The organism is Flavobacterium longum, assembly GCF_965137575.1.
Lineage (GTDB): Bacteria > Bacteroidota > Bacteroidia > Flavobacteriales > Flavobacteriaceae > Flavobacterium > Flavobacterium longum.
In genome coordinates this window covers 473,934-490,259 of the sequence record NZ_CBCRZJ010000001.1, presented here as the reverse complement: position 1 = coordinate 490,259, position 16,326 = coordinate 473,934, and the positions used below count along the sequence as shown (strand labels likewise).

General features: G+C 48.4%; 15 protein-coding genes. 4 read left to right on the top strand and 11 right to left on the bottom strand.

The annotated features are described in order from the left end of the window. The 5 genes from ACM9J1_RS02235 to ACM9J1_RS02215 form a co-directional block, all read right to left on the bottom strand. Positions 1-1,968: a hypothetical protein gene (locus ACM9J1_RS02235; RefSeq protein WP_415580261.1), complete on the bottom strand. Its 1,968-nt coding sequence runs from the start codon at positions 1,966-1,968 to the stop codon at positions 1-3. A gap of 1 nt (position 1,969) precedes the next feature. After that, positions 1,970-2,791 (bottom strand): endo alpha-1,4 polygalactosaminidase, encoded by an 822-nt coding sequence (locus ACM9J1_RS02230; protein WP_415580259.1) that lies wholly within the window; start codon positions 2,789-2,791, stop codon positions 1,970-1,972. Then, complete coding sequence (locus ACM9J1_RS02225) at positions 2,763-4,379, bottom strand: hypothetical protein (RefSeq protein ID WP_415580258.1); 1,617 nt, start codon at positions 4,377-4,379, stop codon at positions 2,763-2,765. Before ACM9J1_RS02225 ends, ACM9J1_RS02230 begins: the two co-directional genes overlap by 29 nt. 39 nt (positions 4,380-4,418) lie before the next feature. Then, entirely contained in the window at positions 4,419-5,963 is a 1,545-nt protein-coding gene (gene pelF, locus ACM9J1_RS02220; protein ID WP_415580257.1) for a GT4 family glycosyltransferase PelF, read from the bottom strand. Positions 5,964-6,161: 198 nt separating this feature from the next. After that, complete coding sequence (locus tag ACM9J1_RS02215; RefSeq protein WP_415580256.1) at positions 6,162-7,688, bottom strand: DEAD/DEAH box helicase; 1,527 nt, start codon at positions 7,686-7,688, stop codon at positions 6,162-6,164. A 156-nt stretch (positions 7,689-7,844) separates the two neighbouring features. On the opposite strand from ACM9J1_RS02215, the gene nfi reads away from it, so the two are divergent. After that, positions 7,845-8,534 (top strand): deoxyribonuclease V, encoded by a 690-nt coding sequence (nfi, locus tag ACM9J1_RS02210; protein ID WP_415580254.1) that lies wholly within the window; start codon positions 7,845-7,847, stop codon positions 8,532-8,534. Here nfi and ACM9J1_RS02205 read toward each other — a convergent pair whose 3' ends face one another. Continuing rightward, the gene (locus tag ACM9J1_RS02205; RefSeq protein WP_415580252.1) at positions 8,535-9,053 is read right to left on the bottom strand and encodes a DUF6155 family protein; all 519 of its coding nucleotides are present in this window, start codon (positions 9,051-9,053) and stop codon (positions 8,535-8,537) included. A gap of 82 nt (positions 9,054-9,135) precedes the next feature. On the opposite strand from ACM9J1_RS02205, the gene ACM9J1_RS02200 reads away from it, so the two are divergent. Next, on the top strand, positions 9,136-9,420 hold the full coding sequence (locus ACM9J1_RS02200) for a DUF3817 domain-containing protein (RefSeq protein WP_415580250.1): 285 nt from the start codon (positions 9,136-9,138) through the stop codon (positions 9,418-9,420). A 27-nt stretch (positions 9,421-9,447) separates the two neighbouring features. On the opposite strand, the gene ACM9J1_RS02195 is transcribed toward ACM9J1_RS02200, so the two are convergent. Further along, positions 9,448-9,861, bottom strand: coding sequence for an NUDIX domain-containing protein (locus tag ACM9J1_RS02195; RefSeq protein WP_415580249.1), 414 nt, complete (start codon positions 9,859-9,861; stop codon positions 9,448-9,450). 148 nt (positions 9,862-10,009) lie between these two features. Between ACM9J1_RS02195 and ACM9J1_RS02190 the strand changes: the two genes are divergently transcribed. Next, positions 10,010-11,320, top strand: coding sequence for an OmpA family protein (locus tag ACM9J1_RS02190; protein ID WP_415580248.1), 1,311 nt, complete (start codon positions 10,010-10,012; stop codon positions 11,318-11,320). A gap of 66 nt (positions 11,321-11,386) precedes the next feature. Next, positions 11,387-11,782: a glyoxalase gene (locus ACM9J1_RS02185; protein ID WP_415580247.1), complete on the top strand. Its 396-nt coding sequence runs from the start codon at positions 11,387-11,389 to the stop codon at positions 11,780-11,782. Here the strand turns inward: ACM9J1_RS02185 and ACM9J1_RS02180 are convergent. The 4 genes from ACM9J1_RS02180 to ACM9J1_RS02165 are packed head-to-tail and all read right to left on the bottom strand — an operon-like array spanning position 11,779 to position 16,283. Further along, on the bottom strand, positions 11,779-13,161 hold the full coding sequence (locus ACM9J1_RS02180) for a sensor histidine kinase (protein WP_415580246.1): 1,383 nt from the start codon (positions 13,159-13,161) through the stop codon (positions 11,779-11,781). The genes ACM9J1_RS02185 and ACM9J1_RS02180 overlap by 4 nt on opposite strands. Next, on the bottom strand, positions 13,162-13,839 hold the full coding sequence (locus tag ACM9J1_RS02175; protein WP_415580245.1) for a response regulator transcription factor: 678 nt from the start codon (positions 13,837-13,839) through the stop codon (positions 13,162-13,164). Beyond that, entirely contained in the window at positions 13,836-14,264 is a 429-nt protein-coding gene (locus ACM9J1_RS02170; protein ID WP_415580244.1) for a thioredoxin family protein, read from the bottom strand. The genes ACM9J1_RS02175 and ACM9J1_RS02170 overlap by 4 nt, the downstream gene beginning before the upstream one ends. Before the next feature lie 60 nt (positions 14,265-14,324). Beyond that, the gene (locus ACM9J1_RS02165) at positions 14,325-16,283 is read right to left on the bottom strand and encodes an LTA synthase family protein (protein WP_415580243.1); all 1,959 of its coding nucleotides are present in this window, start codon (positions 16,281-16,283) and stop codon (positions 14,325-14,327) included. Positions 16,284-16,326 lie beyond the last annotated feature (43 nt).

Here is a 16,326-nt window from a genome sequence, read left to right as displayed (position 1 = left end):
TTAAAATATTAGTTCCGGAATCTTGCTCGCACGGGCTTCGTTGACGATTTCGTACACCTTCACATTGTGGTTGGTGTAGAACACGCCTATTTTTCGGCCGCGCTTGCGGAGCATCTCCAACTGTGCCATCAACTTTTTCGAGATGTCGCCGTTTTCCTCGCCGTACATATCGGGCGTTCCGCGGAAAACAAACAACAGCACGCTTTTCGGAAGCACGTACTCCGGATGTTTCTTAAAAAATTTGGGGTTGTGTATGTTCTTGAAATAGATGGAATCCATTCTTGGGTAATCAGCCATGAAATCGGCATAATTTACAAAGAAATGCTTATTCGTGCTAATGGTCTGCGCCGTATAGTCATTCACCACTGCGTACGAGTACGGATAGTAGGTCTTTGAAATCTGATCGTAGGCGTCGAGCACTTGCTTTGGTGTTGTGTCGGCCAGATCCAAGGTGGCGATCGTTTCTTTCTGGTAATGCATCGCCACGAATACCAATCCGGCAAATGTGGCCACTACCGCAATCTTGTTGAGCTTTTCCAGTGGCCTGAACAAAGGCTGGAACAACCGGATGATGATGGCCGCGTTGATTCCGATGACCACGGCTACGAATACCGATAAAGCTTGGTTCATCAAATCGGCGTCGATCCATTCGCTGTTGATGTGCGAAAGCAGCACGAGGAAATTAAAATACAAGAGGAAAGCGATGGCCGCGCCCCAGGTTTTTTCCTTGTTGTAGAACACGAATTTCATGAGCAGCACAAGCGCCACGATCGTACTCAACTGGTAGTACGTAATCAATTCGTTGTACGGAATCACCAACTGCGGGATGTAGGTGTAAGAACTCACCGACAGCAGGTTGGCGTGCAGGAACATGCCCAAATCGGCACCAAAATACAGGCAAATCATGGCATACACCGTCAAGACGATCGCGCAGGCCATCAAATACGCAATGACGCCCACGAGAAAGTATCGCATGGATTTGCGTCTGGTGAACAGCGCCGCCAACATGATAAACGGCGGAAACAGGATGTATAAGGTGAAGAGGTCAATCAGCCCTATGGTGATGAATGCCGCCAGGATGCTGAACAAGTAATTAATCTTTCGGTATTTCAGCAAATTCGGGCGCAACAGGAAAACCATCACCGGAAGCCCGAAAGCGAGCGCAAGGAAAATTGATTTGTTCTGCAACAGGAAATAAATGTTGGTCGGCGTCAAGGTGTAGGCCAACGCGAACGACAGTGCCGCTACAATCGGTGCGATGCTACGTGAAGGCGAAATCTTCCGGATGACCCAAAAAAGCAGGATACTCAACATCGTCGATTCCAAAATCCCCATGGATTGCAACGCGATTTCCGGGCTGACGTTGGCCATCTTTCCGTAGAAGTTCGTGAAAGCCAGGTCGCCGTTCACCGCTGTATCGTTCAAGAACCAGATTTGAGAATCGAAATCGATGACTTTCTGCAAATCGGCAATCCAAACGCCGGAAAGCGAATACTGGTCAAACCGGAAAAAATAATACCGGCTTCCGAAGGTGACCGCGGCCACAATCATGACCAGCGCAAAAAGGAACCAGCCGCTGCTGCCTGACGTAGTGCGCCGCTTGACGCCTACCCACGAAGTCAACGGACGTTTCAGTTCAATGGATTTCAAGGTGTTGTATAGGTTCTTCCGCGATGATTCATCGGAGAATTCTTTGAAACGCTTTAGGTTGCGCAGCCCGATGTAGTCTATGACAATCACCACCGACAAGATCATGACGCAATTGATGAGCGAATAAATACTGAGTTGTACGGTGATCAAGATGATGATGCCAATCATGCTGCCGTACTTGAACCATTGGTTTACAAGAAATTCCAAAAAATTGTTGGAATCCGAGCGATTCACCAGCTTCCGGTTGAAGTAAAACAACACCAGCAACATGAAGCACACGCGAACGAATCCTAGTATGATGGAGCTTGTCAGTATCATTTTAGTTGGTGAATTGAGGGATTTTCTGCAAATCGATCTGGCCGATGAAATAGTCAAAACCGGTTGCACTTATTTTTTTCTCGACGGCCGTGCGCATGGCTTCGGTACCGGCGTATTCTATTAAAGTAACGGGCAATTTATACTGCGTACTGATGTCGGCCAAACGGTTGGCGCGTTGCTGGAAATCGTCCTCGGCGCGCAATTGGTATTTTTTGTCGGTGAAGGAATAATCCGTCGCGACAGATTCTACGACAACGCCATCAACATAAGGCGCTGTTTGCGCAATTAGGTCAATGCCGGCGTTCTGCAAAAAGGTGTAATGCGGATACTTATCGTAAATACTTTTCAGCAAAGCAACCAATTCTGCCTTTTGTGCGGTCTGTTTTCCCCACGGCCCGAAATTATCGAAATTGTCCAGAAAGAAGCCATCGTAGCCCATCGCAATGGTTTCGCCGATGATCTTCATCAAGACCTGTTTGGTTTTCTCGGCCGTCAAATCCAGATAGTAACTGTCCCACAATTGGTTCTTGCCGAGGGTTGAACCCTTCAAGAGCGGGTAATGTTTGGCATGTCGGTTCACTTCGCCCAAGCTTATGTAAGCGAGCACTTTGTCGTTCTGGGTTTTCATTTTCTTGATCTCGGACGGCTTGTAATGTTCCTGCTCCAAGATCACGACATTGTAACCTTTGACCGTTTCCGGGTTGAGCCTGCCGTAGCACACCAATACGTTGGCCTTCCCGGTGGCGGCGAAAACCTTCGGGATCAATACCGACGGCAACACGAAAAGAAACATTTTAATAAGCCGCATAGTAATGATAGTCAAGGTTGTTGAAGAATTTCATATTCGCCCGAAGCGTCATCGCCACGAATACGGCCGCACCGCATACCATGCCCAGCACCGCGTATTCATAGGAGATGAAACGGCTGAGCGCGAAACCGACGCCAATGTTTACCAATACGGCCGTCATGATGGCTTTCAGTGGTTTGGCGGGCTGGCCGAGCGTAAACAAATATAAGGTATTGAGCATGCCCCAGGCCAGAAGCAGGTATCCGATGGCACCGAGTACGCAAACTTTCACGCTAATGCCCAGCAATTCTTCGTTGAATTGGCCTGAATAACCCCATGACGCGTAGATCATGAAATAGATCAGCACGAAAATCGCGGCGGCCGTCAGGAACAGGAAGAAAATATGCTGCCAATACATCTGCTTCAGCTTCTTGTTAAAGAAACCAGGATTGTCATAGGCCGTCACTTTTTGGGTAATGTCAAGGAATTTGGTGAACGATGCAATGCTGAATTCGAGCACACCGGCCAACAAAAGGAACATCAAAATCGCCATGTCCATCCCGAGTTCGTAGTTCTTCTCGAACAATACGATGAATGGCAATGGGCCGTCGCCTTGTGGGCAAGACCACGCTAGGATACGGTCGGTGAAGATAAAGATATAGGTAAACAACCCGTAAAGGAAATACTTGTAGTTGTGATAGAGGATAATGGCTGTTTTCGCGCGCATGTTCGTGATGGCTTTCTTCTTGCCGATTTTCACCTTAAAGAAGATGACCAAGAATGTCTTGGCGATGATCACAGCCGTAGCGATGCCGAACCAGTGCGTAAAATACGTCATCAGGTTGGTTTGCGTCTTGAGTGTGATGGCCACTGCCGTACCGGAAATGATCGCGAGTGAAATCACCCAGCGCTGTTGGATGGTGTGCAACGGCGCGAGCAACAACAACAGCAGCCCGATCAAAAAGGCGTACACGAACACGATCAGCAATACTTCGTACGGGTAAATGTGGAAAAAGAAATTGCAGACAAAAATCGCCGCGAGCACGAGCCCGATGGAAATCGAACCTGCCTTCAATAGGTAATTCACCGTCTCGCGCACCATGACATAGTCGCGATGGTTCCAATAGAACGAGGCTTGTTTGCCGATGACCTGAACGAATCCGCCCGTGGAAACGAGCCCGACGATAACGCCCAAAACGACCGCTGTAGATTGCACTTGGTTGAACCCAACGTAGGTCCAGAGTGAATATCCGAACACGACAATGGCTGCAATCTGCAGCAAAATCGGGATCAGGTGCAAGATGCCTTTCGGGTAATATTCAAGAAAGATTTTGGTTTTGACCCACATGTAGTCAGACAACTGGATCATTTTCGGGCCATTGGCTTCGGCCTCTTTTTCCTTGAGGTTTTTGGCACCGACGTGTTCGTCTGCGGTAGTGAGTTCGTAGTAGACCAGGTCGGCCAACTCGTAGATCGACGGAATGCCGTAGTCAGACTCCGTGTCTTTGTTGCGGATGCCCAGCGACTCGATCGTGGCCATGACCACTCGGTTGCTGACAGGCCGTCCTATCCTGTCCCTGATATCGAGTATCAGGGTTTTGATATTTTCGTTTTGGATTTCCATTGCAGTAGGTTTTGGGGCGTCGCTGTTCTGGTTCAAACGTTATGAGGCTGCTTGCCTTTGCTGGTCAAGCTGTATAAATATTGGTTCGACAATTTCTTTGGTATCTTTTCTGGCCACTCTTTCGTAAACGTCTTCGTATTCGCTGATGAACTTCCCGATGGTAAAGTTATCGACGACTTTCTTGCGTGCGTTGACGCCCATTTGCTGGCGCAGCTCTTTGTTTTGGAGCAGTTCGGCAACGCGGTTCCCGATTTCGACGTAATCTTTTGGTTTGCAGATGAAGCCACAATTCTCGTCGAGCGCTTCGGTTACGCCGCCAACGTCGGTAGCCACAACCGGAATTCCGCAACTCATCGACTCCAATACCGTGTAAGGGAAACCTTCGGAGATAGACGTCAGGATGGAAATGTCGCCCTCGCAGAACAACGCTTCCGGCTTTGAATGGTAACCGGCCAGGATGAAGTTTTCCTCCAAGCCCAGTTCGGTGATTAGTTTACGGCATTCCGCGGTATATTCCGGCACGGCATTGTTGTCACCGTAAACGAGGTATTTTACATTCGGGATAGACTTCTTGGCCACGGCGCAAGAACGGATCATCGTCAAGATGTCTTTCAATTCGAAAATCCTTGCGGCAGCTACAACGGTTGGAACATTTTCCAGATGCGCCGGTTTCGGCTGCGGGATGAATTGGTTGTGGTCGATGCCGTTGTAGATGACTTCGATTTTCTTCGGATTGGCACCGTACATTTTTTCCCAAGTCATATTGAACTTGTTCACCGAAAGGATTTTGTCGGCTTTGTAGTAAACCAATTCGGTAATCCTTTCAGACAAACGGATCAGCATTTTCTTGAGGAAGAACGAGAATTCCGACGTGTTGATGGCAATCAGCCTTTCACGGATGAAAACGCCGTGCTCGGTCACGATCAGCGGTGTGCCGTATTTGTATTTTTGGATCAGCGCCGGCATGACCGGGAAACCTGAAATGGTCAGGTGGCAAATGTCGGCCTTTGGCGCCGTGATTGAAATCGGCAACAGGAAACGGTACAGCCAACGCATGCCAACGGTCAAGTCTTGCAAGGTTGCGGTATTGTGTTTCTCGGTCGAGATGATATCGGTCACGTGGTAGCAGAAGGCTTTCCACACCACTTCACTCGTCATGACTTTCTTGTAGTCGTGTTTTTGGAAGAAACGCCACATTTCATAAACCGTGTCGTCGAGGTCTTCCACATCGGTTGATTCAGCATAAATACTGCGAAGCAACCTTTCGAAAATCGGGAGGAATTTCTCCAGAACATCCTGGCTGTCATCCTTCTGTTTCCTTTCAACGATTTTGTAGAACTTTTTTCCGTAGTCAATCATTTCCTGCGGCTCCAGCGGAGACCACATGGGCACCTGAATGACATTCTTGACGTTTTCGCTCAACTCGTAACGTGACTTGTGTTCAAACTCGGCGTTGATCGAATAAAGCGAATAATCTACATTCTTCACTTTATTACACAACATATGCGCCCAGGTTGAAACACCGCCGCCGTTGAAAGGATACGTTCCTTCGAGGATGAGTAAAACTTCGTACTTTTTCTTCATACACAGAAAATTTGTCCTGTAGCCGCCGATTTGGGGTTTGGACGGATTACGAAGCAAATGTAGAGAGTTGCCTTATGAGGAAAAAAAAGTTCAGTTTAACGCACCATAAACTCGATGAAATGCATATTTCTTAAATTACAATGCTATTGAACCGATTTTATTGACAATTTTATCGACAAAATGCACAATTCCACGAGATTAGAAGTGGGCTTCGCGGAATTTTTTGCCGATGAGTAACGTGAGTTTCGTCTTGTAATCTTCAATCAGCCATTCGCGGTAGTTCTTGCTGCAATGGCTCAGGCAGGCCACATAACGTTTCATCCGCCAGGAAATGTCGTCCTCCAGCAGCCGGGCGAGCATTTTCGCATTGAAAAGATCGGATGCGTTTTCAACACACATCGCGGCGTGTTGTTCCAGTGATTTGTCGAATATGGTCTTCGATTTCAGGTTCTGCGCCACGGCCATTTTGTGCTGTTCTTCGACATCGAACGAAACATCTGCGGTTTTGGCAAATTTGGCCCGCACTTCAGGCGGCATCGCGTATTTAAAGTTGAGTTCGATCTCGGCGTCGTCACGGATGCTTTCCAGGTATAATTCCGGCATCTTGAAGATGTGCTGCCAATCCACGGGTTGGTCCCAAAGCCCGAAACGCGCGGCATTGTTGCCCAAATCGATGATCAGGAAATCGTCTTTTCCGGGCAATTTCCTCGACCCGCGGCCAATCATCTGGAAATACAGCGTCAGGGATTTCGTTGCGCGGTTCAGGATGATGCTCTCCACGGTAGGTTCGTCGAAACCGGTGGTCAAAATGCCCACGGAAGTCAATATCGCGTCCGGCGTTTTCTTGAACCAGGCCAGTATTTCCCTGCGTTCTTCGGCGCCGGTGCGGTTGTCGAGGTGTTTGATCGGATAGCCCGCTTCCCGAAACGTGTCATAGACATACAAAGACGTGTTGATGCCGTTGTTGAAAATCAGCGTCTTCTTCCCTACCGATTTTTCCTGATAGGCATGCAGCAATTTCTCCTGCATCAGGAGTTGTGTGTACAATTCCTCCGAAGACTTTACCGTGTAATCGCCGTTGATGCCTACTTTAAGCGACTGCAGCCCAACATCGAAACTGTAGGTCGTGGCGCGCGCCAAAAAGCCTTTTTCGATGAGCGTGGAGATGTTGTCGCCTACGATCAACTCGTCGTAATTGTGGTTCATCGGCAACTTGATGTTGGATGAAAGCGGCGTGGCCGTCACGCCCAGTATGAAAGAATTCTTGAAGGAATTGAGCAACTTGCGGAAGGAATTGTAATGCGCTTCGTCGATGATGACCAGCCCGATGTTGTCCAGCTGCAGCTTGGCGTCGTTGATGCGGTTTTTCAGGGTTTCCACCATCGCCACAAAACAACTGTATTCGTGCTGATCGGGCAATTCCTTGACCTTGCTGTTGATGATTTTATTCTTGACCTCGAAACCGTCCAGCATGCGCGAAGTCTGTTTGCAAAGCTCGATGCGGTGCGTCAACACGACCACCTTCTTGTCGTGCTTTTCCAGGTAACGCCGGACAATTTCCGAGAAAATAACCGTCTTGCCGCCGCCGGTAGGCAATTGATAAAGCAAATGATAGTTCGGGCGCTGGTGGTCAAGGCGTTCGAATATCGCGTCGATATCGCCCTGCTGGTAACCGTAAAGTTCCTTTTTTTCTTGTATTTCGAGTTCGAAATCCTTGTCGCGCATATGCCAATTTGCCAATTTTGCAAAAGTACGTTTAAAAAACACTTGTTTGGCGGTAGGTCATCGAAATTTAACTTTTCCGAAGCCAAAAGTTTATGAATACGCCGGACATTTCTTTGGTATCGAAAGCCTACTTTTGTGATGTATCAAAACCTACCCATGTTTACCTACGACCATCTGTCCATTACCCAGGCCACACAATTACAAAAGGAATTGGCTTCCCAAATCCGTTTGACACCACTGGAAAAACCCATCGAAATCATTGCAGGCGCAGACATTTCGTACAACAAATTCAGTACGACGGTTTACGCAGGAATTGTTTTGATACGGTACCAAGACATGAAACCGTTTGCGTATTCGCTCGTGGAAACCGAGGTCAAATTCCCGTACGTTTCCGGTTATCTGGCGTTTCGGGAAATTCCAGCGGTAAAAATGGCTTGGGAACAATTGCCGCAAAAACCGGATTTGATCATCATGGACGGGCAAGGCATCACGCACCCGCGGAAAATGGGCATCGCATCGCATTTCGGTCTGGTTGAGAATGTACCCGCCATTGGGTGTGCGAAGACCATGCTGTATGGCGATTTTGCGCCGCTGGCACCCGAAAAAGGAAGCGTCTCGCCCATCATCGCAAAAGGGGAAAAATTAGGCTACGCACTCAGGACGCGAGACCAAGTCAAGCCTGTTTACGTCTCGCCGGGGCATTTGATCACCATCGATCAGGCGTTGGAAGTGATGAAAAACTGCATCGGGAAATACCGCATCCCAGAACCGACCCGGCATGCGCACAATCTCGTCAATGAATTCAGGCGTGGCGAAGTGTCGGCAGGTTTCCATTTACTACCGTAATCACGCCCAATGCAAGGTTTCCAGGATGTCTGAAAACGCGTGTGAATTTTCCCAACGCTGCCGGTTCGCTTCCGAGGAAATAGCGCCCAGCCGACTGTCGAAATCTTGAAGGAAACCGCTGAAAACGATGAACTGTATGGCCTGCTCGAAGGAATTGAACATGCTTTTATAGAACGCTCCAGGAATGTTGCTTCGCTTGGCAGCATACCGCTGTGCCGTTTCAATGTTGAACAGCATGAGGTCGGCCAGTGCATGCGCATCGACGCCGAGTGTCATAAAATGTTTGATGTATTTCTGCGCCGTGGAACGCCTGAGTTTGGCCCGACGTGATTTTACCGGAAAGTATTCATTCGCGATTTTGGCTTTGGCCTCGCCTACCAGTTTGTCTTCCTTTGGGTTGAAGATGAAGTCGTAATAGGTTTTTACCGGCGGGAATTTGTCGTACAACTCCAGTAATTGCTCGGCAACCTGTTCTTTGTCAAGGCCATCGAGGTATTTTTTCAGGTCGCGTTTACTCATGCGTAAAAATAACAAATTTACGGTGCGTGTTTAACATGTTTTGCACGCTTTTGTTGCTACTTTTGCCTGCAAATTAATCGTCATGACCAAAATATTCAAGATTGTTGCCCTGCTCGAAGGCGTTTCCTATTTGTTGTTGTTTTCGAACATGTTGTTTATCAAGCACAATAACCCCGAATTGTATCACACGTTGCTCTTCCCTATCGGCATGGCGCACGGCGTACTTTTCATGGGCTACATCATCTTGGCTTTTATGCTGCGATCCGAGGAAAAATGGGACAACCGCAAATTCATTGAAATCTGTGCGGCTTCCGTTATTCCATTCGGGACGTTTTACATCGACCGGAAATATTTCAGGAACGCTTAAATCGTCGAATAGCTCTTGTTTACTCGACTATGCTTTCGTCAGGGCGAAAGCAATGATTTCGGCGTGATCGAACGCAAGTTCAGGCAAGTCATCCAGTGCAAACCACCCGATTTCCTTGGCATCGTCGGCGGCAACAGCAACCGTGTTTTCGGGTACGTAAGCCATAAACGCCACCGATACCGTATGGTGCCGAGGGTCGCGTCCGGGCTTTCCGAAGGCTTTCAATTGGTCGGCATGTGTGATTGTCACCGAAGTTTCCTCTTCCAATTCCCGAATGGCCGCTGCCTCAAGGTCTTCGCCTTCGTCCACGAAACCGCCCGGTAATGCCCAGCGGTCCTTGAACGGTTCATTCCTTCTTTTGATCAATAAGATTTCTCTTGCACGAGTGGTATTTTTGAAAACCACGGCATCTACCGTGACAAATATGTTGGACGTTCTCATAGTGCGGTGACGTTGGGTTAAATGGCTCATTTTCCGATGCTAAATTACCATTAATTTGACGCTTCTGGATTGGTTTATCAATATAAAGGCGTATATTTGCGCTGACTAACTTAGGATTATTCCATCTTTTAAAGCAACTTAACCATTTATGAAAAAACATTTACTATACATTCCTGCGTTATTATTGGGATGTTTCGCCGCCACGGCGCAAAATGACTCCATAAAGAGCGACAGGGTCATGGACAGCGATCCGGAATCGTATCATAGGTGGACGATTGAAGGCGCAGTCGGTCAAAGTAAAGGTGTGAAACCGTATGCACCCGGTTTTTACTACAGCAACCCGAACACGACACTTCACCCCGATTTTAATCATTTCGATTTGGGCGCACGTTATATGATCAGTCCAAAATTCGGTATCAAACTCGGTCTTGCTTATGATCGTTTGCGAAACCAGGACGGCTCAGACAGTGGAGAATTCGATATGCGTGTATTCGGTGTGAATGTACAAGGTGTCGTGAACGCCGTGCGTCTTTTCAGTTTTGAGGAACAAGCAGGCCGTTTCGGTTTGCTCTTCCACGGTGGTTTTCAGGCGACACAAATGACTCCTAAAATCGGCGTGAATAAAGATGTCGAAGAATATAACGGTGGCATCTTGGTAGGTTTCACCCCGCAGTTCAGGCTGACAAGGAGTTTGGCGGTGACGGCCGACTTCACCTACAACGCAAACGTAAGGCAACACTTTAACTGGGATGGCTCTTATGCGAAGGCCGAAGACAACCTTTCGGGCAGCATGTACACCATGTCACTCGGTCTGTCGTATTCATTCGGGCGCGTTGGCCTGCATGGCGACTGGGCGGTTATTCCTGATGCCCGTGCCGAAGACATCAAGGCGCTCGACGAACGCATAGGTGAACTCGAAACCATGATGAACGATACCGACAAAGACGGTGTGCCGGATTATCTTGACGTAGAGAACAACTCGATTGCAGGTGTGGCCGTAGATACAAAAGGCCGTATGGTTGACTTGAATAAAAACGGTGTGGCCGATGAACTCGAAAAATACATCGATACGCAGGTTACCACCGCTACCGAGAAAAACAACAATTCAGAAGTCATCAAGCGCTTGATCAACGAAGGTTACGTATCTGTGTTCTTCGATTTCAACAGCGCGAAACCGACACCACAGTCTATCCAGAATATGTCTTTCGTGTTGACATACCTGAAAAACAACCCGAACGCGACCATCCAGATTTCTGGCCATGCAGACGAAATCGGTGCTTCGGAATACAACAGCCAATTGTCAGCGAAACGTGCCGAGGCAGTACGCAGTACGCTCATCAAGGCCGGCATCAACGCCAGCAGGATTTCCATTACACCGGAAGGCGAAGACAACTCTGTTGATAAAAATTCAGCAAGTGCCCGCCAATTGGTGCGCAGGGCGACGTTCCTCATCAACTAAGAATATTGATAACTATATAAAAACCGCTGTTCCCGCAGCGGTTTTTTTTATACCTTGAAAATAAAAATGGAAGCCCGGGACACTTTTATCGTCGCCTTGCGCGGAAACACAGAAGGAAACGTCCAGCACGCCTGTGCCGAGGAAAGATTCCAAAATGAAGTCATGCGCCCGATTTTGAAACTCCAGAACGATTTGTTTTTGGATGTGTTCAGGAACTACGTGGCCAAATACAAGAATGATTTTTACGCCTACCCGACCGAGAAGAAAATGCAGTACATCGAGAATGCGGTGCAGAAAGACATCAAATTCAGGAATTCGCTCAAAGGCATGGTCATCGCCCTATTTACCATCGCCGAGTACAATGAGTACATCCAGAATTCATCGAAACTGAACAAACGCATGATGAACATGCTCATCGAACGGCTCAAAAGCCAAGTCATCCTGTTTGAGTTACAGGCTTAGTTTTTTGGGAACAGCAAAGTCGCCGTCGTGCCTTTTCCTTGCTTGCTTGTGACGTTGAGGCCAACGCCCAGCAAATCGCACAGCCTTTTAACCAGCGACAAGCCGAGTCCGGTGCCTTTGATGTCTTGGCGCTCGGTGGGCTGCGACCGGAAAAATTGGTCGAAAATCTTATCCAGATCTGCTTCTGCGATGCCAATCCCGATGTCGATGAACGAACACGTGACACCTTCGTCATCTTCCGAAAGAATAATCTTCACCAAGCCGCCAGGGTTCGAATATTTCAAGGCGTTAGACAGCAGGTTCGTCACGATGACCGACACGAGATAGCCATCGGAATGGATATAAAAATGGCGGTCGAAGGTAAAGTCTATACTGAGTTTTTGCGCCGCGATTTTCGACGAATACCGCTCCAGCGATTCCATGATGATTTCAGTGAGCGCCAGTTCGGTTTTCGTGATTTCAGTGCGATGGTTTTCAAAACGGGCCAACATCAGCAGTTGGTCCACGAGCCTGTTCAGCCGGTCTACTTCCCCGATGCAATATTTGATTTTTTCCTCATATTCGGCCGTATCGCGCGGCTTGCGTACCAACACTTCTAACGTGCCTTTCACCACAGCCAATGGCGTACGGAGTTCGTGCGACGCATCCGATGTGAATTGTTTCTCACGCTCAATCGCCTTTTCGATGCGGTCCAGCAGTTTGTTGATGGCCGAAGACAATGTGTAAAGTTCATCCCGGTTCGGCGGCAGCGCAATCCGCTGGTCAAAACTTCCCTCGCTGATGCGCCCGGTAGTATCAATAATGTCGTTTACCGGACGGATGCTTTTCCCTGCCAAATAAGAGCTTATGACATAAAGTATCAATAAAACCAACGGAAACGTGATGCCGAGGATGACCAGCAAACTGTCCAGCACGCGCTTTTGTTGTTCGGTGGACATTGCAATGACGGCATACCCTACGAAGTGGCCTTTGTTGTGCAATTCGGTCTGCGTCTGGCGGATGCTTATGCCTCCAAGTGTGAGATTGTGGTATTTTTCCTTTGGATTTTGTTGCAAAGACAGACGGCTGCTTTTTAGGTTCGGCGACTTCTCCCGCAGGTGCCCGTTTCTATCGTAAATCTCGACGAAAATCGGGTAAACGTTCAAATCATTGTGCTCGCTTTCTTCCCACTCATCCGGATCAACGAGCCTTGTGGTATCGGTACGAACGGCGGCTTCGTGTTGGTGATTGGTAACTTCCAAGGCCAATGTACGGTTGATTTCGACGTTGACCGATGCGGAAACCACGAGATAAATAACAACAAAAACGACGAACACGACCAACGCCGTTCCGAGCAGATAATGCAGTGCGATCCTGTTCTTTAAGGAAAAACCGGCCATTTATTGCGGGATATCGTCTGCAATGTAGCCAATTCCGCGGATGGTGCGAATGTAATCCTGCTCTTTTTTGAGGTTGAGTTTCTTGCGGAGCGAATTGATGAAAACGTCAATCACACCTGTATCATACTCGAAATGGATGTTCCAGACGTCTTCGATGATGCTATTGCGGTTGCATACCGTGCCTTTGTTTTTAATCAGGTATTCCAGTAGCGCAAATTCCTTTTGGGTGAGAAACACTTCATTATCACCGTTGAAGACCTGGTGTGTAGCGATCTTCATGAGGATATGCCCCAACTGCAAATCGTTGGGCGTTTGCACCGGATTGCGTAACTGCACCTTGATGCGCTCGAGCAACTCCTCGAAACTGAACGGTTTTTTGATGTAATCATTGCCACCGGCCTTCAACCCCGCGATGGTTTCCTGTAAGGTGTCTTTTGCCGTAAGGAAAATAATCGGTGTGCTTTTATCGGTTTCCCTGACTTTTGAACAAAGCGCCATTCCGTTGAGTTTGGGCAACATCCAGTCCAGCAGGATTAAATTGAACGAACCGCTTTTAGCCAGACGCAAACCTTCGGAACCGTCGGCGGCCCAGTCTGTTACATAGCCTTCTTCTTCCAATCCCTGCCTCAGGAATTTCGCGATTCCGGCTTCGTCTTCAACAATCAGGATTTTTGTCATTTTTTCACGATTGATTGTAACTTTTCGATATACATTTCCGGGGATTCGTCGTTGTAAAGCCCCATTTTTCCTAACACTTTGGCGTTGGCATCGAGAATTACCACCCAAGGGAAAAAGCCGTCCTTGTTGTATTTTTCCACGATGAGCAGGTTGTCGGCCTTGGTTTCAAACGGTGCCGATTCCCTGAAATCCGGGCGCGCCAACACATAATTCGCCGCAGCAAATTGCCGGAACGTTTCGGATTTGATGACGTTCTTTTCCAGCCGATCACACATGTCGCAGGCATCGGGCACAGAAAACAATAGGAAAACCAATTTCCCCTCGGAACGGGCCAACGTTTTGGCCAATTCCAGATCACTTTGCCATTGTTGTGCATTGCCTGTCACCGAAACAAGCATCAATAAGCCCATCATCGCTTTTATCATCGCAATAAAATTTGCGTCAAAGTTACCAATAAATCACGGCTCAACTATAACAGCCATCACTCATTTTAGGCCGCCGTTCAAAAACAGGAAATCGGCCGTCTGGTACCAAGCAATGGTTTCTTCGAGAAAACCTTTATCCATCGGAAGCGGCCGTAGCGCGTCGTTTTTCTTATCCCAACGGTAGAACGATTGTTTTTTCTGGTCAGACAATATGGCGATGCGATTTCCTTTCATGTAGCCCAATTTACGGTAGGTCGCCACGAAGGCGTGCGGTTCGTATCGACTGCCGAGCACGTCCTGTCCGAAAAAATTGGACTGATAATCCCAGTGCAACAAACCGAATAACGTCGGAAACAGGTCAATTTGCGAACACTGCGTCGGGATGCTTCGGTTCAGATGGCCCGGCAAATTAACCACCAACGCAGGAATATGGTAATTGGCGACGTCGATTTCATTTTTGCCCGCGCTGCTGGCGCAATGGTCGGCGACGATTACAAACAGGGTATTTTTAAACCACGGCTTTTGGGCTGCATCCTTGAACAATTGCCGCAACGCATAGTCGGTATATTGTACGGCGCCTTGCCGGTTCTTGCCTGAAGGAATCTTGACCTTGCCCTCCGGATATGTATACGGCCGGTGATTGGACGTCGTCATGATGAAGTGGAAAAACGGCTTTCCGGCCGCGTATTTTTCGTCGGAAACTTTCAACATTTTACGGTAGATGTCTTCGTCGCAGATGCCCCAGGCGTTCTCGAACGTGACCTCTTGGTCTTCGATGTTATGGCGCGTGGTCTTGATGTCGTCGCTGAGCACACTGCCGCGGCCACGGTCGTAAATCGCAAAGCCATTGCCGCCGAAAAAGGCGTTCATATTGTCGAAATAGCCATCGCCGCCATAAAAGAAATTGTTGTCATATCCTCTGGCTGAAAACACCTGCCCGATCGTAAAGAGGTTGCTGTTCCCGGGGCGTTTCACAATGCTTTGCCCAGGCGTTGGCGGAATGCTCAGCGTTACGGCTTCCATGCCACGTACGGTGCGCGTTCCCGTGGCATACATGTTTTCGAAAAACACGCTTTGGCCGGCGAGACTGTCCAAAAATGGCGTAATGGATGTATCATTCCCGAAAGTGGTCAGGAATTTTGCGCTCAGGCTTTCCACCATGATTACTACGATATTTGGTTTCGCGACGGATGCGATGGAATCTTTGATATGCCGTTTGATGCTTTTGCCCGATAGTTCATAGGATACATTTCCGGCCGACAATTTTCCACGGACAAGCGAAAAGGCACGTTCGTCTGAAACGGTCGTGTAGAATTCGTTGAAATCCATACGGTTGTTCCGGAAGGCGGCAAAGAACGAATACACGCCATTCTTCGATATCTCTGAATGGTAGCGGTTCGGCGACCATTCGGCGTCCGAATTATCCAAACCAAAAACGCCAATCAATGCCACCAGGACGAAACCTGCAAATACGGCGATGCGCTGCGTGCCGGTTGCTTTTGAATGAAATGCCTGCGAGAACGCACCGCGCCTCAACCCTATGAATACAACAAATAGCGTGACCAACAACACGCCACCTATCAATAACGGAAGCGGATACGATTCCTGGATATTGGCGACGACTTCATGCGTATAGATCAGATAATCGACGGCGATGAAATTGAATCTCGAGCGGAATTCTTCCCAGAACGTCACTTCGGCGAAGAAGCTGAATACGAAAATAAAAACCGTCAATCCGAAGAAGAAGTACGTGATGACCCGATCGGCCCGCTTGCCAACCCAACGGTTCGGATACAATGCGAAGTAAATGATGGCAGGCAGCAACACCAGAGATGCGGCTACGGCGTCGAAGATAAATCCCGTAAAAAGCGTTCGGAGGACATGCCCGGGCTGCAAAGAAACTTCTTGGAATTGCCACGCGAGGAACGCGATGCGCAGCAAAAACGAACACAGCAGAAACCAGCAGAAAAACAGGGAAATCAGTGCAAAACGATTGGGTAGAAAGCGGAAACGGTACATCCGGGTATTTTTTACAAAGTTCCCGATATGTTCCTGGCGCAAC

What these genes read in the sequence shown, in the direction of transcription:
- nfi (WP_415580254.1), top strand. Translation starts at nt 7,845, where the DNA reads ATGTTTACCTACGACCATCTGTCCATTACCCAGGCCACACAATTACAA.
- ACM9J1_RS02200 (WP_415580250.1), top strand. Translation starts at nt 9,136, where the DNA reads ATGACCAAAATATTCAAGATTGTTGCCCTGCTCGAAGGCGTTTCCTAT.
- ACM9J1_RS02215 (WP_415580256.1), bottom strand. Translation starts at nt 7,688, where the DNA reads ATGCGCGACAAGGATTTCGAACTCGAAATACAAGAAAAAAAGGAACTT.
- ACM9J1_RS02185 (WP_415580247.1), top strand. Translation starts at nt 11,387, where the DNA reads ATGGAAGCCCGGGACACTTTTATCGTCGCCTTGCGCGGAAACACAGAA.
- ACM9J1_RS02170 (WP_415580244.1), bottom strand. Translation starts at nt 14,264, where the DNA reads ATGATAAAAGCGATGATGGGCTTATTGATGCTTGTTTCGGTGACAGGC.
- ACM9J1_RS02225 (WP_415580258.1), bottom strand. Translation starts at nt 4,379, where the DNA reads ATGGAAATCCAAAACGAAAATATCAAAACCCTGATACTCGATATCAGG.
- ACM9J1_RS02175 (WP_415580245.1), bottom strand. Translation starts at nt 13,839, where the DNA reads ATGACAAAAATCCTGATTGTTGAAGACGAAGCCGGAATCGCGAAATTC.
- ACM9J1_RS02235 (WP_415580261.1), bottom strand. Translation starts at nt 1,968, where the DNA reads ATGATACTGACAAGCTCCATCATACTAGGATTCGTTCGCGTGTGCTTC.
- ACM9J1_RS02205 (WP_415580252.1), bottom strand. Translation starts at nt 9,053, where the DNA reads ATGAGTAAACGCGACCTGAAAAAATACCTCGATGGCCTTGACAAAGAA.
- pelF (WP_415580257.1), bottom strand. Translation starts at nt 5,963, where the DNA reads ATGAAGAAAAAGTACGAAGTTTTACTCATCCTCGAAGGAACGTATCCT.
- ACM9J1_RS02165 (WP_415580243.1), bottom strand. Translation starts at nt 16,283, where the DNA reads ATGTACCGTTTCCGCTTTCTACCCAATCGTTTTGCACTGATTTCCCTG.
- ACM9J1_RS02190 (WP_415580248.1), top strand. Translation starts at nt 10,010, where the DNA reads ATGAAAAAACATTTACTATACATTCCTGCGTTATTATTGGGATGTTTC.
- ACM9J1_RS02180 (WP_415580246.1), bottom strand. Translation starts at nt 13,161, where the DNA reads ATGGCCGGTTTTTCCTTAAAGAACAGGATCGCACTGCATTATCTGCTC.
- ACM9J1_RS02195 (WP_415580249.1), bottom strand. Translation starts at nt 9,861, where the DNA reads ATGAGAACGTCCAACATATTTGTCACGGTAGATGCCGTGGTTTTCAAA.